Source organism: Acidimicrobiales bacterium, assembly GCA_041394265.1.
Classification (GTDB): Bacteria; Actinomycetota; Acidimicrobiia; order Acidimicrobiales; family SZUA-35; genus JBBQUN01.
The window spans coordinates 3,271,125-3,296,706 of sequence record JAWKIO010000005.1 but is presented as its reverse complement, the minus strand read 5'-3'; the positions used below and the strand labels follow the sequence as shown (position 1 = coordinate 3,296,706).

The following is a 25,582-nucleotide window of genomic DNA, read 5'->3' as shown; positions in this document are numbered from 1 at the left end:
AGCGCCCGGCGTCATCGAGCAAGCAGCGCCCGCAGCGCCGCCAGCCCGTCGCTCGTCCCGACGGCCACGGCGACGTCGCGAGCCTCGAGCACGAAGTCGGGTTCGGGAGCAGGAACGGTCTGGTCGTCGCGCAGGACGGCGACGATCGAAGCACCCGTGCGGGCCCGATACTGGCCTTGCCCGATCGAGATCCCGGCCGCAGGCGAGGACGCCAACACCTCGATCCACTCGATCGACAGACCCTTGATGTCGTGTCGCATCGCCGTCACGGCCTCGGTGACCTGGCTGGCACCGAGGAGATCCGCCATCGTGCGAGTGTCGCTGCTCGACAGCACGAGCAAGGACGAGCACGCGTCGGGGTCGACACGGTCGTAGGTGACGATCTCACGCCGTCCGTCACGGTGGACCACCACCCCGACCCGATCACCGGCCTCGGTGTCGAACTCGTGTCGGACCCCGACCCCGGGCAACCTGGTTTCACGCACCTCGCTCATGACGAGGAGTCTGGCAGGAACCGGCGGTCCGCGGCCGGTCGGGCGGTGCTCACCGCAGTCCTTCGAACTGGCAACCGTTTCGCAGAACTTCGGGCCAGCGCCGTTTCAGGGCCTTCGGCCCTGGTGACCGGGGGGTCGCTCCGAGACGATGATCGCATCATCTCGGAAGAAGGAACCACGTGCCGATCTCAGCGACAACCGCCTCAGCGCAGCACTCGCCCGCTGATCTCGGTTGGCACGATCTTCACCCACAGTCTGCGCCACTTCTCCCGAGACCATGGGGTGAGTCCGATGTTCTCGAGTTGCTCGATCTCGGCCCAGCCGGTCACTTCGGCGGCCTGGCCACGGACCACCACGCTCCAGCCCGTCTTCGTCTGTGCGTCCCACTGGTCGACCTCGAAGCACACGGCCTGGCCTTCGGCGGCCGCCGCCATCTTCACCCCCTCGAGGGTGCGGAACACCACCGCTCCTTCGTGCCAGGCGAAGTTGACCGGCAGCACCAACGGTGCGCCGTCGCTCATGAATCCCACACGACCGATCGGCGTCGACGTGATCAGCTCGAGGCAGGTCGCCTCGTCGATCACGCCCATCCGATTGACGATGTCGATCGCCACGGTGTTGATCGAATCGGTGTCGATCTCCCCACTGCCCTCTTGCATGGCAACTCCTCGCTCTCGCTTGGGTTCTCCCGAAGTGAACCTGACATGGCGAGTGGGTGCCAGAGTCCAAGGTCCGAACGAAAGAAGACCGAACGATGAGCTCCACGCACATCACTGTCGACGGCAACGAAGCCGCGGCCCGAGTCGCTCACCGCGTGAGCGAAGTCATTGCGATCTACCCCATCACGCCGGCGTCGCCGATGGGCGAACTGGCCGACGCCTGGACGCAGGCGGGTCATCGCAACCTCTGGGGTGCCGTTCCCGACGTGATCGAGATGCAGAGTGAGGCCGGTGCCGCCGGCACCCTCCACGGTTCGCTGCAGGCCGGTGCGCTGAGCACCACCTTCACGGCGTCGCAGGGCCTGCTCCTCATGATCCCCAACCTGTACAAGATCGCCGGGGAACTCCTACCGTCGGTTGTCCATGTTGCGGCCCGCTCGGTCGCCGCACACGCCCTGAGCATCTTCGGTGATCACAGCGACGTCATGGCCGCCCGCCAGACCGGCATGGCCATGCTGGCAGCCGGCTCGGTACAAGAAGCCCAAGACATGGCGCTGATCTCGCACGCTGCCACGCTGCGCAGCCGAGTGCCGTTCCTCCATTTCTTCGACGGGTTCCGCACCAGCCACGAAGTCGCCACCATCGATGCGGTCGACGACGCCACGATCCGAGCCATGATCGACGACGACCTGGTCAACGCTCACCGTCTGCGTGGCCTCGACCCCGACCGACCCGTGCTTCGGGGGACGGCGCAGAATCCCGACGTCTTCTTCCAGGCCCGCGAAGCGGCTGAGCCGTTCCACCGGGCAGTACCGGGCATCGTCCAGGCCGAGATGGATCGCTTCGCCGAACTCACCGGGCGTCGGTACCACCTCATGGAGTACCACGGACACCCCGAGGCCGAGCGGGTCATCGTGATCATGGGTTCCGGCGCCGGCACGGTCGCCGAAGCCGTCGATGCGATGGTGGCCGACGGTGCCAAGGTCGGCGTGGTCGCCGTGCACCTCTACCGGCCGTTCCCGGTCGACGCCCTCGTCGACCTCCTCCCGGCCACCACCGAGTCCATCGCCGTGCTCGATCGAACCAAGGAACCGGGCGCCACCGGCGACCCGCTCTACCTCGACGTGGTCGCGGCCCTCGCCCAGCGGTGGCGGCGAGGGCCGATTCCTCGGGTGATCGGCGCTCGCTACGGCTTGTCGTCGAAGGAGTTCACGCCACCGATGGTGTTCTCGGTGTTCGACGAGCTGGCCGATCCGAACGGACGGACGGCGCTCACCGTCGGCATCGTCGACGACGTGTGCCACACCAGCGTCGACTACGACCCCGACGCCTGGCACGAGCCCGACACCGTGCAGCGGGCGGTGTTCTACGGCCTCGGGAGCGATGGGACCGTCGGTGCCAACAAGAACTCCGTGAAGATCATCGGCGACCGCACCGACATGTGCGCCCAGGGGTACTTCGTCTACGACTCGAAGAAGTCCGGTTCGACCACCGTGTCGCATCTTCGCTTCGGCCCCGAACCCATCCGCTCGGCCCACCTGATCCGTGAGGCCGACTTCGTCGGCATCCATCACTTCGGATCGCTCGACCGCCAAGATCTGCTGTCGGTTGCCAGACGAGGCGCCAAGGTCCTGATCAACTCGCCGTACCCGGCCGACGCCACTTGGGACCGGCTCCCGGCCGAGGCGCAACAGATCATCGTCGAACGAGACCTCGAGATGTGGGTGATCGACGCCGGCAAGGTGGCGCGCGAGAACGGGCTCGGCAACCGGGTCAACACGGTCCTCCAGACGTGTTTCTTCTCCCTCACCGACCTGATGGACACCGAGACGGCGATCGGCGCCATCAAGGACTTCATCGCAAAGAGCTACGGCAAGCGGGGCGAGCTGGCACTCAAGCGCAACTTCGCCGCCGTCGACGGCGCACTCGCCGGACTGCAGCGGATGCCGATCGGCGCAACGATCTCGACCCAGCATCGACCGCCGGCGGTTTCACCGAGCGCGCCGGACTTCGTCCAGCGGGTCACCGCTGCGATGCTCGCCGGTGACGGCGACCTGCTGCCCGTGAGCGCCCTTCCGGTCGACGGTTCGTTCCCGACCGGGACCAGCCAGTGGGAGAAGCGCACGATCGCGGCCGAGATCCCGATCTGGGACCCGGAGATCTGTATCGACTGCGCCCGCTGCGCTCTCGTTTGTCCTCACGCCGCCATCCGGATGAAGGTGGTCCCCGAGGCCAGCGTCGAGGGAGCGCCGTCGACGTTCCTCTCGAAGGCTCAGAAGGCCGATCCCAGCCAGCAGTTGATCATCCAGGTCGCACCCGACGACTGCACCGGCTGCGGGGTGTGCGTGAGCGTCTGCCCGGCCAAGAGCAAGACGGCCGTGAAACACAAGGCGATCAACATGGAGCCGATCGCCGAGCACCTCGAGACCGAACGGGTCAACTTCGAGCACTTCCTGTCGCTGCCCGAACGACCACGCATCACCCTCGCCCTCGATTCGATCAAGGGCTCCCAACAGGCGCAGCCGCTCTTCGAGTACTCCGGTGCCTGCTCAGGATGTGGTGAGACGCCCTACATCAAGCTGCTCACCCAACAACTCGGCGACCGCCTGGTCGTCGCCAACGCCACCGGCTGTTCCTCGATCTACGGCGGCAATCTACCGACCACGCCCTACACCGTCGATGCGAACGGCCGGGGCCCTGCCTGGGCCAACTCGCTGTTCGAGGACAACGCCGAGTTCGGCCTGGGGATCCGCCTGGCGCTCGACCACACCGAAGCCGACGCCCGGCGACTGGTGGCAGAACTGGCCCCGGCGATGGGTCCGCTTGCCGGCGAGTTGCTCGACAACCCGCAAGACGACGAGATGGCGATCGCTCGTCAGCGGGCTGCCGTCGAGCGACTCCGCGAGTGGCTCGCTGCGAACCCTGGCCCCCTCGCCGACAGGCTGGCGACACTCGCCGGCGACCTGGTGAAGCGCAGTGTGTGGCTCATCGGCGGCGACGGCTGGGCCTACGACATCGGCTTCGGTGGCGTCGACCATGTGCTGGCATCGGGCCGCAACGTGAACGTGCTCGTGCTCGACACCGAGGTCTACTCGAACACCGGCGGCCAGACCTCGAAGTCGACGCCTCGCGCCGCCATCGCCAAGTTCTCGGCCGGCGGCAAGGGAACGGCGAAGAAGGACCTCGGCATGATCGCCATGGCCTACGGCGACGTCTACGTCGCCCACATCGCGATGGGCGCCAACATGACCCAGACCGTCAAGGCACTCAGCGAAGCCGCTGCCCATCCGGGCCCGTCGCTCGTGATTGCGTACAGCCCGTGCATCGCCCACGGCATCGACATGGTCGACATGATGAACCACCAGAAGATGGCGGCCGACAGCGGGTACTGGCCGCTCTATCGCTACGACCCGCGGCGCGAGGCCGAAGGCGAACACAGCCTCCACCTCGACAGTCGCAAGCCGACGATCGACTTCAAGACGTTCGCCATGACCGAGGCCCGCTTCTCGATGCTGGCCCGGGCCAACCCCGAGCGGGCCGAGGCGCTCATGACCTCGGCCCAGCGCGACATCGATGACCGCTGGCATCTCTACGAGCAGATGGTCGAGGTCGAGCGCACGGCCCGGTTCGGCATCGTCGACGACCTCGACGACCACCCCGGGCACCTCGACCCGAATCCGGGCGACCCCGCCCACGCCATGTCGACCGCCCCCGAGGCAGGAGCCTGAGATGACCGACCTCACCACCACCTACCTGGGCCTCGAACTGGCCCATCCCATCGTCGCCTCGTCGTCGCCGATGACCGGATCGCTCGAGTCACTCCTCCAGCTCGAAGCGGCGGGCGCATCGGCCGTCGTGTTGCCGTCGCTGTTCGAGGAACAGGTCGAGCACGACCTCGACCTGCTCGAGCATGGCGCCTCCTATGGCTCGTCGCTGAGCCCGGAGAGCAACGACGGCTACTTCCCGTCACTCGACACCTACAACACGGGCTCGGACCGTTACCTCGACCTGTTGATCGAGGCCAAGAAGGCGCTTCGTATCCCGGTCATCGCCAGCCTCAACGGCACCTCCGATGGTGGCTGGGTTCACTATGCGACCGAGCTCCAGGACGAAGGCGCCGACGCCATCGAGCTGAACGTGTACCACGTCGCGGCCGACCCCGACCTGCGAGCCGCCGACATGGAGCGCCGCTACCTGCTCCTCGTCGAGAGCGTTCGAGCGAGCATCGACATCCCCCTCGCAGTGAAGATCGGCCCCTTCTTCAGCTCGACCGGCAACATGGTGCGGCAGTTGGCCGAGGTTGGCGCCGACGGGGTCGTGCTGTTCAACCGCTTCTACCAGCCCGACATCGATCTCGACACGCTGGAGGTCGTGCCCAACCTGGTCCTCAGCACCCCGGCCGAGATGCGGCTAGTGCTGCGCTGGATGGCGATCCTGCGGGGCCGGGTCGATGTCGACCTCGCCGCCACCACCGGCGTGCACGACGCCGACGGCGTCATCAAACTCATCCTCGCCGGCGCCGACGTCACGATGATGGCGTCCGCCCTCCTCCACCACGGCCCTGAACACCTCACACACGTTCTCGCCGGGGTCGAGTGTTGGCTCGGTGACCACGGCTACGACTCGATCGACCAGGCTCGCGGCAGCGTCAGCCAGGCGAACGTTCCCGACCCGAGCGCCTTCGAGCGCACCAACTACATGAAGACGCTCGTCAGCTACGCACCGACCAGCTGAAGCAGCGACGCCTTGGTGCCGGCTATTCGTCGGTGTCGAGGTAATCGAGGAGGGCAGCGGCGGCATTGTCGAGGTGGCGCAGCAGGAGGCCGTTCGCAGCTCTGACATTTCCCTCACGGGCGGCATCGAGCAGCGCTCGATGCTCGGCCTGGGAGGCGTCGTTGCCGCCGAGTCCGTCGGTGTAGAGCTCGACATACGGCGCAACGCTGGCGTGCAAGATCTCGGCCATGGCGAGGCCGCGATCCCAGCCCGATGCCCGATACAACGCACGATGAAATGCCCAGTTCTGCTCGGTCGATGACATCGTCGGCACCGATCCTGTGGCGAGCGCGAGCTCGGCCTCGGCCAGGTCGACGATCGAGATTGCCCGCATCGCTCGCTTCAGCAGGACGGGCTCAATCGCTCGTCGCAGCGAGTAGTTCTCTTCTGCCTCGTCGGCCGAGAGCGTTGGCACCACGACGCCGCGGTTGGGCTCGATTCGCAGCAGACCGAGTGCCGTCAACCGCTGTAAGGCCTCACGAACCGGGATCTTGCTGACACCGAGGCGTTCGGCCAACTCGTCTTGTCGTACCCAAGAACCCGGCGACAGCGCACCTCGCACCAGATCGCGCATCACCGCCTGCTGGACGAGGTCGACCGTTGACATGGCAAGGATCGTATACGATTCTACGATCGCCGCCCGGCACCGGGTGGCACCATCGATCGGAGCACCATGCCACTCGCCGACTTCCGCCGCGAACCCCTCCTCTTCGGCCCCTCGCCGATCCACCCGCTCCCCCGACTGAGCGCCGCCCTCGGCGGCGAGGTCGAGATCTGGGCCAAGCGAGAGGACTGCAATTCGGGCATCGCCTTCGGTGGCAACAAGGTGCGCAAGCTCGAGTACCTCGCCGCCGATGCCCTCGACACCGGCTGCGACACGCTCGTGTCGATCGGCGGCATCCAGTCGAACCACACCCGCCAGGTCACCGGCGTCGCCTGCCACCTCGGGCTCAAGGCCGTGACCGTGCAGGAGGGATGGGTCGACTACAACGACATGGTCTACGACAAGGTGGGCAACATCCAGCTCACTCGGATCATGGGTGGCGACGTCCGGGTCGATCCCGCCGGCTTCGACATCGGCTTTCGCGACAGCTGGAAGCGCGCCCTCGAGTCGGTGGTCGAGGCCGGCGGCACGCCCTACGCCATTCCCGCCGGCGCCTCCGACCACCGACTCGGTGGCCTCGGCTTCGCGAACTGGGCGGTCGAGGTCGAACAGCAGGAAGCCGAACTCGACACGTTCTTCGACACCATCATCGTCTGCACCGTCACCGGCTCCAGCCACGCCGGCATGATCGCCGGGTTCGCCATCTCCGACCGACCCGGCCGAAAGGTCATCGGCATCGACGCATCGGGGACCCTCGACCAGACCGTCGAGCAGGTCACCCGGATCGCCACCAACACCGCCGAGCTGATCGAGCTCGGTCGACCGCTGCGCGACGACGAGATCACCATCATCAGCGGCTACGAGGGTCCGGCCTACGGCGTACCCGATGCCGGCACCGTCGAGGCCATCCACCTCGCCGCTCGTACCGAGGGCATGCTCACCGACCCCGTCTACGAGGGCAAGTCGATGGCCGGTCTCATCGGGATGATCCGCAGCGGCGAGATCCCCGCCGGCTCGCGCGTGCTCTACTGCCACCTCGGCGGTCAACCCGCGCTGCCGGCATACGCCGGTTTCCCGGGCCTCGGCTCCCCCGAGCGTGAACTCTCGCACTGAACGCCGCTCGCACTAGGGTCCGGCGATGGACTTCGAACAGCTGGTTTCCCAACGTCGCAGCACCCGCGGGTACAAGCCCGATCCGGTGCCACAGGAGCTGATGGCCGAGATCGTCGCCATCGCCAAGCGGGCGCCGTCGTCGATGAACACCCAACCCTGGAACTTCCACGTGGTCACCGGTGCACCGCTGGAAGCGATCCGCAAGGGCAACACCGAGCGCATGTTGGCGGGTGCCGCCGTCGACCGTGAGATCAAGATGTCAGGCCACGGCTACCAGGGCGTCCACCGCGAGCGCCAGATCGAGATCGCCGTGCAACTGTTCGAGGCGATGGGCATCGAGCGCGACGACAAAGAGCGCCGGCAGGACTGGGTCATGCGCGGCTTCCGCCAGTTCGACGCGCCGGTGTCGGTCGTCGTCACGATCGACGCCGAGTTGGCCGACGACACCATTGCCCACTTCGACTGCGGCGCCGCCACCTACGGATTGGTGTTGGCCGCCACTTCCAAAGGCCTTGGCTGCGTGATCAACGGTCAAGGCATCATGCAGTCGTCAGTCGTGCGAGAACACGCCAACATCCCCGAGAACGAGGTGATCATGACCTGCGTCGCCATGGGGTATCCGAACGACGAGTTCGTGGCCAACCATGTGGTGTCACGGCGAGTGCCGGTCGACAGCGACGTCAGCTTCGTCGGTTTCGACTGATCACGTGAGCGAGCTCAGTCTCGCCACATCGACGCCATGTCGGTGACGTTCGCCCGCAACCGTTTGTAGCCGAGCCCCTCGGCATCGAGGAATCGTTTGGCCCGTTCGAGTGCCGATTGCTCGGCGGCCGCCGAGCTGGCGTCGTCGGCGTCGGATGGGAAGCGCAGCTCGTAGCGGAGATTGAACGACACGACCTGCTCGTCGTAGGTGAAGGTGCCGTCCTTGGTGAACGCCGAGTGGAAGTAGTCGTGCTCGGCCGCGTGCGCCCGCAACTCGGTCCGGTGGGCGTCGTCGAGGTCGGCGAACTGGCCTCGCACGACGGCTCGATAGATGGTGGTCATGAGGCCTCCGCTGGCTGGTCGAGATTTGTCCCCTGTGAACCAACCAGCGGCGGCCCCTGCTCAGGCCGACCGGTCGGGGAGTCCCAACATCTGGTCGACGAGCTCGGCCGGACGGGCTTTGTCGGCGAAGACGTTGTGCATCATATTTCGGTTCCGCGCCGCGGACGTGAGATAAAAGCGCTCGTAGAGGAAGCCACGACCGGCCAGGCCCGATCCGACGAAGTCCCACGCCATCCGGAAGAGGGCCGCCCGGTCGAGCGCGTTCACGTCGTCGGCACCGTAGAGGGTTTCGTCGATCAGGGGCCGCAACGCCGGATCGTCGAGCTGCTGCTTGGTCGGCGTGGTCAGCAGGTTGTGGCTGCCGATGAGCGTGATGATCTCGGCGACTCGTGGCATCCACGTGGCGAGCAGCGCCCGCATCGGGTTGAGGGGTCGGCCGTCGGGGAACCAGACACCGTCCTGCTCCCTTTCGAAGCCCTGCTCGATCGACAACTCGAGCGCCGAGCGGGTGACCTCGACGTAGCAGGCGATCTCGCCGAGCATGTCGACCGTCGACGGGCTGTGATCGCCGATCATCTCGGCCATGCGACAGGCCAGTCCGTAGGCGAACTGCAGCTTGGCCAGCGCCCGGGTGGTCGACTGGCTGGTCATGTTGATCGCGTAGCCGGTCTGCTGGATCGAGTTGTACACATCGACGTCGCCGTCGATGAAGATCCGATCCCACGGGACCACCACGTCGTCGAAGATGCAGAAGGCGTCCTGCTCGTCGAAGCGCGACGACAGCGGCTGGTCGAACGCCGGCCGACCGGACGACGACATCGAGTCGCGGCACAAGAACTTCAGGCCGGGCGTGTCGAGCGGGATGGCGAAGGCAAGGGCGTAGTCGTCGGCGCCAGGCGGAATCGGCAGCGCCGGGTAGACGGTGGTCTCGTCGGCGAAGGGCGCCAGCGTCGCCAGCACCCGCGCACCGCGAACGACGATGCCCTCGTCGGTCTCGCCGACCTTGTGGATGGTGACCTTGTTGTCGAGGATCCGCCCGTCGGTCCGCTTGTCGATCGTCGGCTGGATGATGGTGTGGGTCAGTGCGATGTCCTGTCGAGCCAGGCGCTTCTGATAGGCGACCAGATTGTCGGCGTGTTGCTGCCGCGAGCCATCGGCGCCGGCCCACACCCACGGTGCCGATGCGAAGCCCGAGAACTTCATGTTCATGTAGTCGGGCGTGCGACCCATCAGGCCGGAGGTTCCCTCGGTGAGTCGAAGGAGGCCCACGTGGCGACGGCGGAGGTCGTCCTTCGACCGGGGGATCATGTGGCTGATGCTGATGGGCTCGCCGGTTTCCGGGTCGGGGATCAAGCACTCGTCGGCGTAGGTGTGCTGACGGTCGAACTGGGCGGCCAACGAGGCAGCGCCGCCCGCCAGTTTGGGATGCGACGCGACATCGTCGATCCGCTCCCCGTCGACCCAGACGTCGCGATCGGTCGCAGCCAAACCGGCCAGATACTCCGCACCTGTACGTGCGCCCATGACGGTCCCCTGTCTCGCCGTTCCTTCGGCGTCGAACTTCACCGTAGCGATCACTACAGCGAGTCGAATGTCTAGTTCGCCCGCCGAACGGCCGCAAGGGCCAACGTCAAGTCAGCCGTTGAGCTGCGGCTTCGAGTGACGCAGCAAGCAGATCCGCCAAGGCCGACAGGTCGACGTCGTCCTCGGATTGCGCCGCGACGAAGATCCCATCGGCCGCCGCCATCGTGAACGAGGCCAGCAACCGCGGCGCCTCGGGTGTCGCCACCGCCCGTTCCGGCAGTGCCCGACGCCAGAACTCGGCGAGGTCGTCGAGCACCATCGCCCGGATCTCGATGAAGCGTCGACGCGCCGTCGGTTCCACGTCCTGCCGCTCGAGCGCCAGCATCAGGCCCAGCCGCCAGAACTCCGGACTCGATGCGATGCTGTCGATCGAGTCGTGGATCCGACGGGCGATCGCGTCGGCTCGCCCACCCTCGCTGTCGACCGGTCCCCAATCCGGCAGTGAGGCCCACCAGCGATCGAAGCTGTCGGTGATCATCTCGGCGAACAAGTGGTCCTTGTCGCTGAAATGCCAGTAGATCGAACTGGCCGGCAGCCCGGTCTTGGCCGACACCTTGGCGATCGAGGTCCCCTGATAGCCCAGCTCGTTCGCGATCTCGAACGTCGCCTCGAGGATGCGGGCTCGGGACTCCGCACCCTGCTTGCTCCGGCGGTCGGTCTTGGGTCGCATGCCATCCTCGGGGTCGGGTCACGTTCAGGGGCGATCGTCGCGACCAGGCGAACGAACAGCTTGCAGTAGGGTCGCCGCATGAGCAACGTCGAGACCGACTTCGTCAGCACGCAAGTGGGTCGCACGGCACCCCCGAACATCATCTTCATCCTCGCCGACGACCTGGGCTGGGCCGACCTTGGGTGCTACGGCTCGGACGCCATCACGACGCCAAACCTCGATCGACTGGCCGCAGGGGGCATCCGCTTCACCCACGGCTATTCGGGTTCACCCTGGTGTTCGCTCACCCGCATCTCGCTCTACACCGGCCGCCATCCCGGCCGACTCGAAGCCGGTCTCGAGGAACCGCTGCGCACGCGTCGCGACGGCAATGGCATCCCCGCCGACCACCCGACCCTGCCATCACTGTTGAAGGGCGTGGGCTACGACACGGCGATGTTCGGCAAGTGGCATTGCGGGTGGCTTCCCTGGTACAGCCCGCTCCGCATCGGGTTCGACACGTTCTTCGGCAACCTCGACGGCGCGATGGACTACTTCGAACACATCGGCACACTCGGCGAACCCGACCTCTGGGAGGGCGAGACGCCGGTCGAGATGACCGGCTACTACACCGACATCATCTCGGAGAAGGCTGCGGCGTACGTGTCGAGCGGGCGAGACCGTCCGTTCTACCTCCAGCTGAACTACACCGCCCCCCACTGGCCCTGGGAGGGTCGAGGCGACGCCGAGGTCGGTGCACGAATTCGCGCCGACTACGAGGACGGCGCCGTGCCGTTCCCACTCCTCCACAAGGACGCCGGGTCGCTGGCGAAGTACGGCGAACTGGTCGAGACGATGGACGACGGCATCGGCAGGGTGCTCGACGCACTCGATGCCGCCGGCAAGACCGACGACACCATCATCGTGTTCGCATCCGACAACGGCGGCGAGCGCTGGTCGAACAACTGGCCGTTCGTCGGCGAGAAGGGCGACCTCACCGAAGGTGGCATCCGGGTGCCGTTCATCGTGCGGTGGCCAGAAGCGGTTGCCGGCGGCCAACGCACCGATCGGGCCTCGATCACCATGGACTGGACCGCGACGCTGATCGACGCCGCCGGCGCAACACCCGATCCCGAGTACCCACTCGATGGCGTGAGCCTGCTGCCATGGCTGGTCGACGGCGCCGACTACCCCGAGCACGATCTCGTCTGGCGGATCTCGAGCCAGGGAGCGGTTCGCCGAGGCCGTTTCAAGTACCTGCGCGATCTCCGAGACCGAGCAATCCTCGGCAACTGGCCCCGGCGCTATGGCGACTACGAACTCCTCTACGACGTCACGGTCGACGGTCGAGAGGCAGCCGACATCGCCCGCCATCACCCCGACGTCGTGGCCGAGCTGCGAGCGGTCTACGACGCCTACGCCGCCCAACTCCACCCCTACCCCGCCAACCATCCCGGTGTGCCTCGCCACGCCCGCAGCGGTCAACCGGCCGTGAGCGAAGGCGACTGACCGCCTCGGAGGTGACACGGGGTCGCTCGCATTCACACGACTGACCACTCCCCAAGCAAACGCTTGGTTTGCCTTCCATCGTCGAATCGTGTCAGACTCGGCCATTCGGGAACGCCCAAAGGAGCCATGCCATGCCGTCACCGTCACGTCCACTTCTCCAGCATCTCGTCCTCAATGTCCGAGACATCGAGGCGTCCGAGCGGTTCTACGGCCTGCTCGGTTTCGAGCCGTGCGGCAAGCTGAACTCCCCCGGCGCCCCCGGCGTCGACATGCGGTTCTACCGAGGCGATGAAGGTCACCACCATGACCTCGCGTTGGTGCAGATTCCCAACCCCGAGGGCGCTGGTGCGCCGCCCAACTGGGACATGTTCACCGGCATCCCCGGCATCGCTCACTTCGCCTTGGCGTATCCCGACCGCGACTCGTGGCTTGCGCAGATCGAGTACCTGCAGAACGAAGGCGTCGAGTTCGCCATCCGTGGCAACCACGGCATGACCCACAGCGCCTATGTGGTCGACCCCGACGGTCACGGTGTCGAGGTGCTCTACGATCTGCCGCAGGAGGTCTGGGAGGGCGACGTCGACGCCGCACTGAGCTACTTCGAAGTCCTGCCGACCACCGGTCCCGAGTCACTGCTCGACGACAACGACTACGCCACCTTCGGCACCAACCAGTAGAGGATTCTGCCCCCATGCACATGACCGAGGCCCAACATCGCGAGGCCGCCGAGGCGCTCGTCCACGCCGAGCTCACTCGGGAGTGGATCGAGCCGCTGACGCTTCGCTATGAGGGGGCCGACATCGAAGATGCCTACGCCGTCGGGCAGCTGGTCACCGAGATCAAGGTGGCGAACGGTCGTGTCGTGAAGGGCCACAAGGTCGGCCTCACGTCCAAGGCCATGCGCTCGACCACGGGCGCCACCGAGCCCGACTACGGCACGCTCTTCGACAACTGGTTCCTCGACGAGGGCTCGAAGGTCTCGATGAGCATGATGAACCGGCCACTGGTCGAGATCGAGCTCGTTTTCGTGCTCAAGGAGAACCTCGGCGGCCCCGACGTCAACGCGGTCGACGTCATGCGGGCCACCGACTTCATCATTCCGGCGATCGAGGTGGTCGACACCCGCTACGCCAAGCGAGGGTTGCCCGGAGTCGTCGACAGCATCTCCGACGCCGCCTCGTGCGGGTTCATCATGGTGGCCGGCAACCCGGTGTCGCTGAACGACATCGATCCTCGCCACGTGGGCGGGGCCCTCTACAAGAACGGCGAGATCGAAGAGTCGGGTACGGCAGCCGCCGTCATGGGCAATCCGATCAACTCGGTCGCCTGGCTGGCCCGCAAACTCGACGAGTTCGGTGTCGAGATGCAGGCCGGGCACAGCGTGCTGTCGGGCTCGTTCATCAAGGCGCATCCCATCCAGGCCGGCGAATCGTTCGTCGCCGACTTCGGGCCGCTTGGCCAGATCAGCTTCGGCGTGACCGACTGACGAGACGAAGGCAACCATGAGCATCCTCGGAAACCGGGTCGTCCGTCGCGAAGATCGCGCCTTTCTCACGGTTGGTGGGTCATACGTGGCCGACATGCCGCTGACCGGCGACACCCACCTCACCTACGTGCGCTCGATCATGGGGCACGCCCGCATCACCTCGATCGACACCAGCGAGGCCCGCACCGCGCCGGGCGTCGTCGGCGTCTTCACCGCCGACGACATCGCCGAGATGGGGCTCGCTCCCAACGTGCTCCCGATCTTCCCCGAGGCGATGCGTCGCCCGTTCATGGCGAGCGACACCGTGCGCCATGTCGGCGAGCCGATCGTCGCCATCGTCGCCGAATCGCTGGCCGAGGCGATGGACGCCGCCGAGCTGGTGTTCGTCGAGTACGAGCCGCTCGAGGCCGTGGTCGACGTCGAGCAGTCGGCTCGCGACGAGGTGCTGCTGTTCCCCGAGCACGGCACCAACGTCGTCAGCCGGATGACCTCGCCCGACCAGGCCGACTTCACCGACGCCCAGGTCGTGGTCGAAGAACGAATCGTCAACCAGCGGCTGACCGCAGCACCGATCGAGCCTCGTTCGGGCGCGGCGTGGTGGACCGACGATGGCCGGCTCGTGCACTACTCGGCTTGCCAGGGCGCGCACCCGACCCGCGACCTGTTGGCCAAGATCTATGGGCTCGAGACCGAGCAGGTTCGGGTCGTGGTTCCCGACGTCGGTGGCGGCTTCGGCGCCAAGTCACGCAGCTACCCCGAAGAACTCACGCTCGGCTTCTTCTCCCGAGCCATCGGTCGTCCGGTCCGTTGGACCGAGACCCGCTCCGAGAACCTGATGGCGATGCCTCACGGTCGGTCCCAGGTGCAGTACGCCAAGCTGTCGGGCACACCCGACGGCATGATCACCGGGTATCAGCTCGACGTGTTCCAAGACGCCGGCGCCTACCCGATCATCGGGGCCGTGCTCGCCGGGATGACCCAGCGCATGCTCACGGGCACCTACGAGATCCGCAACGTCGGCTTCACCGCCACCACGTGTGTCACCAACACGGCGTCCACCACCGCCTATCGCGGCGCCGGCCGCCCCGAGGCCACGGTGGCCATCGAGCGCATGATCGATCGCTACGCCGCCGAGATCGGCATGGACCCGGCCGAGGTGCGCCGCAAGAATCTCGTCCCCCGATTCACCGAGCCCTACGTCACCGGTATCGGCACCACCTACGACGTCGGCGACTACCCCGCAGCGCTCGAGGCCGCCATCGAGGCCATCGACTACGACACCCTTCGGGCCGAACAGTCCGAGCGGCGAGCGCGGGGCGACCGCACGGCACTGGGTATCGGGATCGGCTGCTACGTCGAGATCACCGCCGGTGCCCCCGGCAGCGAGTTCGGCTCGGTCGAGTTCACCGACGACGGTCGCGTCCGAGTGGTGTCCGGTTCCACCCCCTACGGCCAGGGCCACGAGACCACGTGGGCGATGATCGTGTCCGATCGCACCGGCATCCCACTCGATCGCATCGACGTCGTCCATGGCGACACCGATCAGGTGGCGCGCGGCGGACTCACGGTGGGCTCACGGTCGGTGCAGATCGGTGGCTCGGCCATCGCCGCGGCAACCACGCAGCTGATCGACGCCGCCCGGTCGCTGGCCGCCGATCGGCTCGAGGCAGCCGAGGCTGACATCGTGCTCGATGCCGAGTCGGGCAACTTCCACGTGGTGGGGAGCCCGGCCGTCGCGGTGTCGTGGGACCAGCTGGCCGACCAGCTCGATGCGCCGCTGTATGAGTTCAACGACTTCACCGCCGAGATGCCGACCTTCCCGAGCGGTGCCCACATCGCTGTCGTCGAGGTCGATCTCGATACCGGCCTCACCACCCTGGTCCGCATCGTGGCCGCCGACGACGCCGGGCGCATCCTCAACCCGATGATCGCCGAGGGCCAGGTCCACGGCGGCCTGGCACAGGGCATCGCCCAGGTGCTGATGGAGCAGATCGTCTACTCCGACGACGGCACGCTGCTCACCGGCAACTTCATGAGCTACCCGGTGATCTCGGCCACTGAGCTGCCGTCGTTCGACGTCGTGCATCTCGAGACCCCCACGTGGGTCAACGAGTTGGGGGCCAAGGGCATTGGCGAGTCGGGCACCGTCGGATCGATCCCTGCGGTCTACAACGCCATCATCGATGCGTTGGCACCGCTCGGGATCCGGCATCTCGAAACGCCGCTCACCCCCGAGCGGGTGTGGGGTGCGGTCCAGGCCGCCCAGCCGAACGCGTAGGTTCGTCGCCGTTGGCCGGCTGCGGTCAGCCGGCCAACGGAACCGACCGGTTCAGTCGGCGATGTAGGCCATGAAGGTGGCGCGCATTGCGCCGCCATCATCGACGTGGGTGTGACGAGACGGACGCGACGCCTCGTCGGGGAAGTACTCGACCCAGGGGCCATCGATGATCGCTCGGGCTTCGGCACTCGGGGCCCAGAAGTCCATCTTGGCGACGTCGTCCCACGTGGCGCCGGCCTCGTCGAGCATGGCCTGAACATGGCGGAAAATGTTGGCGACCTGGGCGGCCGGATCCTCGGGCACGTTGCGGGTGCCCGGATCGAACGGGGCGATGACCGAACTCACCACGAGCGGGCCGATCTGAGTGGCGACCGGGATGGCGGTGAGATGACTGAGACCCTCGATGTGGATGGAACGTCGTTTGGTCACGGCTCAGCCCTTCGCCCGGTCGGCAGCCCACTGCTCGAACTCGGGTCGCCGGTCCTTCGACAGCGGGAACAAACCGACCGTCGACTCACCGGCCCGAACCCGCTCGATGGCGAAGGCCTCGACCTCCTCCTGGGCGACACAATCACGAGCGACTTCCGCGACCAGCGCGGCCGGGATCACCACGGCACCCTCGGCATCGCCGACGATCACATCGCCGGGCACCACGAACACGCCTGCGCAGGTGATCGGCTCATCGCAACTGAACGGCATGTGGTGCCGGCCCCAGGTCGAGCCGTGCGACGCCTGGTGATAGACCGGCTTGCCCAGCTCGGCGATGGCCGGCGTGTCGCGCAGAGCACCATCGGTGATGAGCCCGACCGCACCGCGGTGGTAGGCCCGCATGGCGTAGATGTCGCCGACGGTGCCGGCGTCGGGCACCTCGCGAGCCTCGATGACCAGGACGTCGCCGGGCTCGGCTGTTTCGGACAGCTTGCGCTGGGGATTCAGCCCCGCGGAGTAGGCACCGACCAGGTCGGCCCGATGGGCGACATAGCGAAGGGTGCGGGCTCGGCCCACCATGGACTGGCCGGGCAGCAAGGGCTTGAGGCCGGAGAAGAAGGTGCTGCGCATGCCCCGATTCTGGAGTTGGTGGGTGATGGTCGCCGTCGACACGCTGGCGAGCATCTCACGGAGCTCGTCGGTGAGGACGTTGGGAATGTCGGAGAGGTCGGTCACGACGACAGGGTCGCACCAAGCACGTGCTTGGTGCAAGTGGCTCGTCACAATCAGGCGACCGGCCGTTGCGCCAGGTGATCAGCGATCATCTGCGCCACCTCGCACCCACAACCGTGGCCATCACACGCCGCGTTGCCGGGGTGGCGGCCCGGCTCACCGACGACTCGACCGAGGCCGCCGATTGCGGCCAGCGAGCGCCGCCGCCGGTGCTCCTCCGGCACCGGGAACCACGAGCCTTCGAACACGGTGCCCTCGACCGTGATGTGCCCGAGTTCGGTGGGATCCACCGAGAACGGGTCATCGGCGAGCACCGTGAAGTTGGCGACCTTGCCGACCTCGATCGAACCGAGGTCGTGTTCGCGTCGCCACGAGTGGGCGGCACCGATGGTGACGGCCTCGAGCGCGTCCTGGACCGAGATGCGTTGTTCGGGTGCCGTCACTCGTCCCGAGTGGGTGATGCGGTTCACCCCGAACGACGCCATCGCCATGGGGTCGCTCGGCCCCATCGGCAGATCGGAGTGGTACGACAACGGGATGTCGTGGCGCAGCACCGACGCAGCTCGGACCATCGGGTCGGCTCGGTCGGGGCCGAGTCCGACCTCCCGGTAGCGGTCGGCGAAGCCGATCGGATAGTACGGATTGGCCGACACGATCGCCCCGAGCCGGCCGATCCGCTGCACCTGCTCCTCGGTCGACGTGGCGAAGTGCACGATCACGGTGCGGTGATCGATCCTCGGCTGTCGCTGCATGGCGTCGTCGATGATGTCGAGCAGGACCTCGAGTCCCAAGTCGCCATTGACGTGCACGTGGATCTGCCAGCCCGCGTCCCAGTAGGCATCGAAGTACCGGCGCAGCGTCGGCGGATCCATCAGCCACTCGCCGTGGTGGTGCGGATCGGGTCGACCTGCTGCGTCGAGGTAGCCGTCTCGCATCTGCATCAGCTGCGAGATGATCGCCCCGTCGGCAAACAGCTTCACCTGCCGGGGCACCATCGAGACCTTTCCTGCCGGGGCGCGGGCGACCTGCTCGTCGGCATCGTCGACCACCAGTGCTGGGTCGAGCCGCTGCACCGACTGATTCCGACCGTCGACGAGAAAGGTCGAGGTGAAGGGGACGTCGTGGCGTCCCAGGATCTCCTGGTACAGGTGCCAGGGCTCGACCTTCCAGCTGATGCCGGGCTCGTTGATGGCGGTGACGCCATTCATGTGGAGATACTCGACCATCTGCTCGAGGCCGTCGCGGAAGCGTTGCTCGGTGAGGAACACCGGCATCAGATGGCGGGCGAGGACGACCATCCAACCGCTCTCCCAGAAATGCCCTCGGTCGAGGTCGATCATGTCACTCGCCGCGCCGTGGCCTGCCATGTTCTCGGCGGTCACACCAAGGGTGTCCATGGCGGCAGTGTTGAGGTACCACTCGTGACACGACCGTTGCCAGATGGCCGTGGGCCGGTCGCCGACGATCGCGTCGAGTCGTTGCCGACTCATCGGGCCGTGCCACAGGAAGTGGTAGCCCCACGACCACAGCCATTCCCCCGCCGGCAACGCTCGATGCGCCGAAGCCAGGCGCTCGTCGTAGTCGGCCTCGGTGGGGGCCGCAGCGAACGTGCGGGTCGGCATGACCCATGCCTCGGGGGCAATGACCTCCGACGTGAGGGTCGATGCGGCGAGAAGCGGGTGGAGATGCTGGTCGATGAGACCGGGAAGGAGCACGCTGTTGGCGAACCGATCGTCGATGGTGTGCGGCCGGTCGCCGAGCGACGAGCGCACCTCGTCGAACGAGCCCACGGCAATGATTCGGCCGCCCTGCACGGCGATGGCCTCGGCGCGGGGTCGGGTGGGATCCATCGTGACGATGGACCTCGCACGAAACACCGTGAGATCGGCCCCGGGTTGCTGTTGCCTGTCGCCGTCGATCACGGTCCTCCCTCTGCTCACGCTCGCTCCCGCCGCCGACCCTAGTGCCACGGTTTCCGCTGCGGCTGCGCCAGGAGTCCAACGGCCCCCAACTTCCAGATCATGATCCTCCGCTACTCCACGAGAGCCAGCATGTACGGCGGTTTCATGCACGACAGCTTCCCTCCGTTCGACTTCGCCATGACCGCAACCGAGCCCGGCGGCACGCCGGTCGACATCGAGTTCACGCCGGCCCTCGTCGATCGTGATCGTCTCACCGTCGGGCTCCGTTTCCTGTGGGCGATCCCGGCACTGCTCTATGTCATGGCCATCACGATCGTCGGCGCCATCTGCTGGGTGGTGGCATTGTTCGCCGTGGTCGCCACTGGGAAGTGGCCAGAGGCGCTGCGGTCCTGGGTGATGAAGATGAACCGGGTGACCATTCGCTTCGACGCCTATGCGCTCCTTCTCACCGACGAGTACCCACCGTTCACGACCGACTGACGGCCGCCCTGGCCGGGGGTCTGACGTGTGGCCGAACTGGTGAGTAAGGTCACGCACGACCACCGACCTTCGCGAGGTACCGATCATGGAAACCACGGCTGCTGTACTCCGGACTGGCAACGGTCCGTTCTCGATCGAGACGCTCACGGTTGCCGAACCGTCGGCGCACGAAGTGCTCGTTCGGGTCGTCGCCGCCGGCATGTGCCACACCGATCTGTTGTCTCGTGAGCTCCCGCCCGAGTTCTTCGCCGGACCCGCGGTCTATGGCCACGAGGGTGCCGGCGTCGTCGAGGCCGTGGGCGACTCGGTCACCTCGGTGCAGGTCGGCGATCACGTCGTGCTGAGCTTCAACTCGTGTGGCGACTGCCCAGCCTGCAATAGGGGGAAGTTGCCGTACTGCTTCAACTTCTCCCTGCACAACATGTCGGGCGGCCGGCCCGACGGGTCGGCAGCCTTCACCGACGCCGACGGCAACCGTGTGGGCTCGCACTACTTCGGACAGTCCTCGTTCGCCGGGCACACGGTCGTCGCCGAGCGCTCGGTCGTGAAGGTCGACACGTCCTACGACCTCGCCAAGCTCGGCCCGCTGGGCTGCGGTGTGCAGACCGGCGCCGGTGCCATCTTGAACACCCTCGACGTCCAGCCGGGCTCGGCGGTTGCCATCGCCGGCGCGGGCGCGCTCGGACTGAGTGCGGTGATGGCCGCCAAGGTGGCCGGCGCGGGCACGATCATCGCCATCGACCGTCATCAGTCTCGCCTCGATCTCGCTACCCGGTTCGGCGCCACCGCCACACTGTCCGGCGACCCCACCACCTTCGCCGCCCAGATGCAGGAACTCACCGGGGGCGGCACCGACTACGCCTTCGACACGACCGGCAACGCCGCCGTCGTCCGCTCGCTCTACGAGGGCATGAACAACCTCGGGACCTTGGGCATGGCGGGCGTCGGCTTCGGCGACATCACCTTCGACTTCCTGTCGATGATCGGCGGCCGCACCATCACCGGCGTGATGGAAGGTGACTCGACCCCGAGCGAGTTCATCCCTCGATTGGCCGCGCTGAATGCGGCCGGCGACTTCCCGTTCGACGAGCTCATCACCACGTTTGCGATCGACCAGATCAACGACGCCGAGGCCGCAAGCGCCAGCGGCGAGGTGATCAAGCCGGTGCTGTTGTTCTGACCGAGGTCAGTGGGCCAAGCGAAGCGATGCGCCCGGACCCAGATCGTGTCGCTCGCCGTGCGCCCGAATCGCTACCGAGTGCTCGCCCAGGCTCGTGATCTCGGTTGCCTCTGCGGTCGCGGCCACTGCGAGCCAGACCCCACGGAAGTGCACACGGAACTCGAGCGAGGTCCATCCCGGTGCCAGCACGGGAGCGAGGTCGAGCTCGCCGTCGACAACGCGCACGCCACCGAAGCCGAGGACGGCTCCGATCCACGTGCCTGCCATCGAGGTGATGTGGCAGCCGTCGCTCGTGTCGGCGTTGATGTCATCGAGATCGAGGCGGGCGCTGCGGCGCAGCATCTCGTTCGCCTTGTCGAGCCGCCCGAGTCGGACGGCGAGCACCGCATGCACGGCAGGTGACAGCGACGACTCGTGCACGGTCATGGGCTCGTAGAAGTCGAAGTTCGCTCGCAACGTGTCGAGATCGAACCGATCCTCGAAGACCCACATGCCCTGCAGCACGTCGGCTTGCTTGATGAAACACGAACGGAGGATCCGGTCCCATGACCAGTGGTGGGAGATCGGGCGCTCGGCCGGGTCGAGTGAGTCGGCTGGGCGCAGCTCCTTGTCGAGGAAGCCGTCCTGTTGCAGGAACACACCCCGCTCGGCATCGAACGGCAGGTGGATCCGCTCGGCCACGTCGGCCCACACCGGGCGCTCGGCCGCTTCGTCGAACGACAGCGATGCGAGAAGGCGATCGGTCTCGTCGCCGTCGATCGAGCGAGCGAGGTCGATGGCCTCGGCGGCGTAGCGCAGCGTCCATTGCGCCATGAGGTTGGTGTACCAGTTGTTGTTGACGTTGTTCTCGTACTCGTTCGGTCCGGTCACCCCCAGCATGACCCAGGCCTGCTTGGGCTCGGAGTACGACACCCGCTGGGCCCAGAACCGGGCGATGCTCACGAGCACCTCGAGGCCACCCTCGAGCAGATAGTGAGTGTCGCCGGTCGTGCGGAGGTAGTTGAAGACCGCAAAGGCGATGGCACCGTTGCGGTGGATCTCCTCGAACGTGATCTCCCACTCGTTGTGGCATTCCTCACCGTTGATGGTGACCATCGGGTAGAGCGCCGCTCCCCCGCTGAAGCCGAGCTTCTCGGCGTTCTCGATCGCTCGATCGAGCTGCCGGTACCGATAGCGCAACAGGTTCTTCGACACGTCTTGGTCGGCGGCCAGCAAGTAGAAGGGCAGGCAGAACGCCTCGGTGTCCCAGTAGGTGACGCCGCCGTACTTCTCGCCGGTGAACCCCTTGGGCCCGATGTTGAGATCCGGGTCGACGCCGGTGAAGGTGGACTGGAGCTGGAAGATGCTGAATCGGACGCCCTGTTGCACCGGCTCGTCACCACCGATGGCAACGTCGCACGCCTCCCACTTGCGTTCCCACGCCTCGTGATGTGCCTGCCGAAGGGCATCGAAGCCCTGAGCCACTGCGTGGTCGAGCACGGCATCGATCGCCGAGGGGATCTGGTCGGGGGCGTGCGTTCGGGAGGAGATGTTCGCTGCGAACTTCACCACCTCGATCACCTGCCGAGGCTCGACGGCGAACTCGTGACCGACGCTCACGGACGTCGTGGTCTGCTGCGGTCGGGGTTCGGCCGTGGCGGCCGCCCCTTCGACCGTCACCACATGGTCGAAGCCCGTGCCGACGATGAAGCCGGTCTTCTTGGTCTCGAGCACGACGAGGCCGCGAGTGCCGTCGACCTTGGTGTCCACCGGATCCCAGAACCCAGCCTCGTGGTTGGAGTCTTCGTTGGTGACGTCACCGTCGATCCCGATGTCGAGTCGCACCACGGCGGGATTGTCGATCACGGCGATGCGATAGCGGATGGCCGCGAGGTCGGGATCGGCCATGCTGATGAACTTGAGCGACTCGACCTCGACCGTGCGGCCGCTGGCCAACGTGGCCCGGAACACCCGCTCGAGCTCGCCGGTTCGCAGGTGCAGGCGGCGCCGGTAGCTGTCGATGCGAGCCGTCGCCAGGTCGAGCGGTTCGCCGTCGATCTCGACCCCGATGGGTGTCCAGTCGGCGGCGTTGAGCACCTTGGCGAAGTAGTCCGGATAGCCGTTCTTCCACCACCCCACCCGAGTGGGATCGGGGTAGTAGACACCGGCGACGTAGTTGCCCTGCAGCGAGTCGCCCGAGTACTGCTCCTCGTGCGTTCCACGGCCGCCGAAGTTGCCATTCCCCAGCGAGAAGAGGCTCTCGAAGACCCGGTGGTTCGCAGCATCGAACTCCTGCTGCTCGATGGTCCAGGCATCACCGGCAAACGCACGCAACATTCGCGAACTCTACCAGGCTCAGCTGATGGCACCCGCCCCTGGGTCGTCGACTGCTGAAGGGACCACGACGAGAGGATTCGGTAGCTCAGGTGCCGGCCAGTCGCCAGCTGCGAGAACGCTCCGCAGCTCCCGCAATGCCGCGAGATGGGCGTCGACGAGGGCCGCGCCCCGCAGGTGCTCCCAATTCAGGATGGCCCCTACGCAGTCCACGTCGATCGGGGCATCGGCCGAGTACAGCTCCGTGCGGTCGCGATGCCGGTATCGGGCCTTGTGCTGCTCCCAGAACTCGAGTTCGACATCAAGGAGCTGGATCACCGCCTCGCACCCTAAGAACTCGGCCCGAAACCGCAGCTGGACGACGAACTCCTCTCCTCCAGGTGAGCGGCCGGGTTCGTACGGCTCGCCGAGCCAGTCGCCGAAGGCTTGCGCTCCGGCCTCGGTCACCGAATACCGCTTGGCATCCTGCGCTCCCTGCCGAGGCTCGACCCGATGCGCCAGCCAGCCGGCGTCGTCCATCGACCGCAGGCTGCGGTACACCTGGGTCATCGACGTGTTGACCCGCAGAAAGCGCCCGGTCGTCTCCATGAATCGTTGAAGCTCGTAGCCGGTCTGCGGGCGCTGCAGGAGCGCACCGAGCAGGATGAACTCGAGTTTGACTCTGGACATCGAACCTCCCGATGCCGTACGTCGACGGAGCTGGTGACGGCTGCCTGGTTGACGGTGGGCCCCGTCGTCGCGCACTATTGCACTTGCGCGATCGACTATGCCACAAGTGCAATCATCGGGCAACGACGCTGCGACCGACCGTCGCCGCACAACAGGAGACCATGTGACCGCCACGCGCCGACCCAATCTCGTCTTCGTCCTCACCGACGACCACGCCGCCCACTCCATCGGGTGTTACGGGTCCGTCGTCAACGAGACCCCTCGCATCGACGAGATCGCCGAGCACGGCGTCCGATTCGATCGCTGCTTCGTCACCAACTCCCTGTGCACACCCTCACGGGCCGCCATCCTCACGGGTACCTACAGCCACATCAATGGCGTCTACTCGCTCTTCACTCCGATCGACGCCAGCCAGCCGACCTTCATCTCGCTGCTGCGCGAGGCCGGCTACAAGACCGCCATGATCGGCAAGTGGCACATGGGTCACGGCGAGGGCCGGGACCCGCAGGGCTTCGACTACTGGGACGTCGTTCCCGGGCAGGGCGACTACTGGAACCCCACCTTCATCAGTGCCGAGGGCCGCCGCACGGTCGAGGGCTACGCCACCGACATCATCACCGATCTCGCCACCAGCTGGGTCGAGTCGCTCGACGACGATCAGCCCTACTGCATGCTCGTCTGGCACAAGGCACCGCACCGTGAGTGGCTGCCGAAGCCCGAGCACCAGGCGATGTTCGAAGAACCCCGCCCGCTCCCGGAGACGTTCTGGGATGACTACGCCACCCGTAGCGCATCGGTTCGTCGCACGGCCATGCGGGTCGCCGACCATCTGACCACGACCGATCTCAAGGAGGATCCGCCCGAGGGTCTCACCTACGAGGAGCAGGCAATCTGGAAGTACCAGCGCTACATGCGTGACTACCTCGCCTGCGTGCACTCGGTCGACGAGAACGTCGGCCGACTCATGGACTGGCTCCGCGACCGTGGCGAGTTCGACGACACCATGCTCATGTATTCGTCCGACCAGGGCTTCTTCCTCGGCGACCACGGCTGGTTCGACAAGCGACTCATGTACGAAGAGTCGCTTCGGATGCCGTTCGTCCTCAGCTACCCGAATGCCGTTCCCGCCGGCCGGGTACACGACGGCATCGTCACCAACGTCGACATGGCGCAGACCATCCTCGACGCTGCCGGTGTCGAGCCGCACGAGCGAATGCAGGGCCGCAGCTTCTGGCCGGATCTCGTCGGTGGGGAGCAGGACCCGGTCGAGGGCTTCTACTACCGCTACTGGGAGAACGACGACATCATCCACAAGGCGCCCGCCCACTACGGCTACCGCACCGATCGCTACAAGCTGATCTACTTCTACAACGACGGCTTCGGGCTCCCGTTCACCAGCTTCTTCTCCTACGCCCCCGAGTGGGAGTTGTACGATCTCGACGCCGACCCCACCGAGGTCAACAACTGCTACAACGATCCGGCCTACGCCGAGATCCGCGAGGATCTGAAGGCAGCGATGTGGCGGGAGCAGTCCCGACTCCTGGACGCACCGCACCATTCACAGCCGGTGCCCGCCGGGTGCGAAGACGTGCCGGTTGCCGAGATGCCAGAGCTACCTCGCTACGCCTGGCTCGACCTCGGCGGGATGATGGGCTGAGCCTCAC

22 protein-coding genes are annotated in these 25,582 nt (G+C 66.5%); 11 read left to right on the top strand and 11 right to left on the bottom strand.

What is annotated here, in order from left to right; translation table 11 throughout:
• Positions 1 to 11: 11 nt before the first annotated feature.
• Together R2733_16135 and R2733_16130 are read right to left on the bottom strand one after the other, a co-directional pair.
• A complete protein-coding gene (locus R2733_16135) occupies positions 12 to 494 on the bottom strand; it encodes a cation:proton antiporter regulatory subunit (protein ID MEZ5378038.1) in 483 nt (160 codons plus the stop codon).
• A gap of 203 nt (positions 495 to 697) precedes the next feature.
• Entirely contained in the window at positions 698 to 1,153 is a 456-nt protein-coding gene (locus R2733_16130) for a pyridoxamine 5'-phosphate oxidase family protein (protein MEZ5378037.1), read from the bottom strand.
• 95 nt (positions 1,154 to 1,248) lie between these two features.
• Here R2733_16130 and nifJ point away from each other — a divergent pair, with 95 nt between their 5' ends.
• A complete protein-coding gene (gene nifJ, locus R2733_16125; protein ID MEZ5378036.1) occupies positions 1,249 to 4,881 on the top strand; it encodes a pyruvate:ferredoxin (flavodoxin) oxidoreductase in 3,633 nt (1,210 codons plus the stop codon).
• A 1-nt stretch (position 4,882) separates the two neighbouring features.
• Positions 4,883 to 5,887 carry a dihydroorotate dehydrogenase-like protein gene (locus R2733_16120; protein ID MEZ5378035.1) on the top strand — a complete coding sequence of 335 codons (1,005 nt, stop codon included), beginning with the start codon at positions 4,883 to 4,885 and terminating at the stop codon, positions 5,885 to 5,887.
• A 22-nt stretch (positions 5,888 to 5,909) separates the two neighbouring features.
• Here R2733_16120 and R2733_16115 read toward each other — a convergent pair whose 3' ends face one another.
• The gene (locus R2733_16115) at positions 5,910 to 6,533 is read right to left on the bottom strand and encodes a GntR family transcriptional regulator (GenBank protein MEZ5378034.1); all 624 of its coding nucleotides are present in this window, start codon (positions 6,531 to 6,533) and stop codon (positions 5,910 to 5,912) included.
• A gap of 66 nt (positions 6,534 to 6,599) precedes the next feature.
• Here R2733_16115 and R2733_16110 point away from each other — a divergent pair, with 66 nt between their 5' ends.
• Together R2733_16110 and R2733_16105 are read left to right on the top strand one after the other, a co-directional pair.
• On the top strand, positions 6,600 to 7,643 hold the full coding sequence (locus R2733_16110) for a 1-aminocyclopropane-1-carboxylate deaminase (protein MEZ5378033.1): 1,044 nt from the start codon (positions 6,600 to 6,602) through the stop codon (positions 7,641 to 7,643).
• A 25-nt stretch (positions 7,644 to 7,668) separates the two neighbouring features.
• Positions 7,669 to 8,346, top strand: a complete 678-nt coding sequence (locus tag R2733_16105) for a nitroreductase (GenBank protein ID MEZ5378032.1) — start codon at positions 7,669 to 7,671, stop codon at positions 8,344 to 8,346.
• 14 nt (positions 8,347 to 8,360) lie between these two features.
• Here R2733_16105 and R2733_16100 read toward each other — a convergent pair whose 3' ends face one another.
• From R2733_16100 to R2733_16090, 3 genes are all read right to left on the bottom strand, one after another.
• Positions 8,361 to 8,687: a DUF6204 family protein gene (locus R2733_16100; GenBank protein ID MEZ5378031.1), complete on the bottom strand. Its 327-nt coding sequence runs from the start codon at positions 8,685 to 8,687 to the stop codon at positions 8,361 to 8,363.
• Between the two features lie 60 nt (positions 8,688 to 8,747).
• Positions 8,748 to 10,211, bottom strand: coding sequence for a 4-hydroxyphenylacetate 3-hydroxylase N-terminal domain-containing protein (locus R2733_16095; GenBank protein MEZ5378030.1), 1,464 nt, complete (start codon positions 10,209 to 10,211; stop codon positions 8,748 to 8,750).
• 106 nt (positions 10,212 to 10,317) lie between these two features.
• Positions 10,318 to 10,941 carry a TetR/AcrR family transcriptional regulator gene (locus tag R2733_16090; GenBank protein ID MEZ5378029.1) on the bottom strand — a complete coding sequence of 208 codons (624 nt, stop codon included), beginning with the start codon at positions 10,939 to 10,941 and terminating at the stop codon, positions 10,318 to 10,320.
• Between the two features lie 78 nt (positions 10,942 to 11,019).
• Between R2733_16090 and R2733_16085 the strand changes: the two genes are divergently transcribed.
• From R2733_16085 to R2733_16070, 4 genes are all read left to right on the top strand, one after another.
• Positions 11,020 to 12,429, top strand: a complete 1,410-nt coding sequence (locus R2733_16085; protein MEZ5378028.1) for a sulfatase-like hydrolase/transferase — start codon at positions 11,020 to 11,022, stop codon at positions 12,427 to 12,429.
• Between the two features lie 131 nt (positions 12,430 to 12,560).
• Positions 12,561 to 13,106: a VOC family protein gene (locus R2733_16080; protein ID MEZ5378027.1), complete on the top strand. Its 546-nt coding sequence runs from the start codon at positions 12,561 to 12,563 to the stop codon at positions 13,104 to 13,106.
• Positions 13,107 to 13,120: 14 nt separating this feature from the next.
• On the top strand, positions 13,121 to 13,915 hold the full coding sequence (locus tag R2733_16075) for a hypothetical protein (protein ID MEZ5378026.1): 795 nt from the start codon (positions 13,121 to 13,123) through the stop codon (positions 13,913 to 13,915).
• A 16-nt stretch (positions 13,916 to 13,931) separates the two neighbouring features.
• Positions 13,932 to 16,193: a xanthine dehydrogenase family protein molybdopterin-binding subunit gene (locus R2733_16070; protein ID MEZ5378025.1), complete on the top strand. Its 2,262-nt coding sequence runs from the start codon at positions 13,932 to 13,934 to the stop codon at positions 16,191 to 16,193.
• Positions 16,194 to 16,244: 51 nt separating this feature from the next.
• Here R2733_16070 and R2733_16065 read toward each other — a convergent pair whose 3' ends face one another.
• Genes R2733_16065 through R2733_16055 form a run of 3 tightly spaced genes read right to left on the bottom strand, consistent with a single transcriptional unit; the run spans position 16,245 to position 19,204 of the window.
• Positions 16,245 to 16,622 (bottom strand): RidA family protein, encoded by a 378-nt coding sequence (locus tag R2733_16065; protein ID MEZ5378024.1) that lies wholly within the window; start codon positions 16,620 to 16,622, stop codon positions 16,245 to 16,247.
• A 3-nt stretch (positions 16,623 to 16,625) separates the two neighbouring features.
• On the bottom strand, positions 16,626 to 17,357 hold the full coding sequence (locus R2733_16060; GenBank protein MEZ5378023.1) for a hypothetical protein: 732 nt from the start codon (positions 17,355 to 17,357) through the stop codon (positions 16,626 to 16,628).
• Between the two features lie 50 nt (positions 17,358 to 17,407).
• Positions 17,408 to 19,204, bottom strand: coding sequence for an amidohydrolase (locus R2733_16055; GenBank protein ID MEZ5378022.1), 1,797 nt, complete (start codon positions 19,202 to 19,204; stop codon positions 17,408 to 17,410).
• 171 nt (positions 19,205 to 19,375) lie between these two features.
• Between R2733_16055 and R2733_16050 the strand changes: the two genes are divergently transcribed.
• Together R2733_16050 and R2733_16045 are read left to right on the top strand one after the other, a co-directional pair.
• Positions 19,376 to 19,756, top strand: coding sequence for a DUF4389 domain-containing protein (locus tag R2733_16050; GenBank protein MEZ5378021.1), 381 nt, complete (start codon positions 19,376 to 19,378; stop codon positions 19,754 to 19,756).
• Positions 19,757 to 19,841: 85 nt separating this feature from the next.
• A complete protein-coding gene (locus R2733_16045; protein ID MEZ5378020.1) occupies positions 19,842 to 20,936 on the top strand; it encodes an NAD(P)-dependent alcohol dehydrogenase in 1,095 nt (364 codons plus the stop codon).
• A gap of 6 nt (positions 20,937 to 20,942) precedes the next feature.
• On the opposite strand, the gene R2733_16040 is transcribed toward R2733_16045, so the two are convergent.
• Together R2733_16040 and R2733_16035 are read right to left on the bottom strand one after the other, a co-directional pair.
• Positions 20,943 to 23,252, bottom strand: coding sequence for a family 65 glycosyl hydrolase domain-containing protein (locus tag R2733_16040; GenBank protein ID MEZ5378019.1), 2,310 nt, complete (start codon positions 23,250 to 23,252; stop codon positions 20,943 to 20,945).
• Positions 23,253 to 23,270: 18 nt separating this feature from the next.
• Positions 23,271 to 23,918, bottom strand: coding sequence for a PadR family transcriptional regulator (locus tag R2733_16035; protein MEZ5378018.1), 648 nt, complete (start codon positions 23,916 to 23,918; stop codon positions 23,271 to 23,273).
• Positions 23,919 to 24,081: 163 nt separating this feature from the next.
• Here R2733_16035 and R2733_16030 point away from each other — a divergent pair, with 163 nt between their 5' ends.
• Positions 24,082 to 25,575: a sulfatase gene (locus R2733_16030; GenBank protein ID MEZ5378017.1), complete on the top strand. Its 1,494-nt coding sequence runs from the start codon at positions 24,082 to 24,084 to the stop codon at positions 25,573 to 25,575.
• Positions 25,576 to 25,582: the final 7 nt, after the last annotated feature.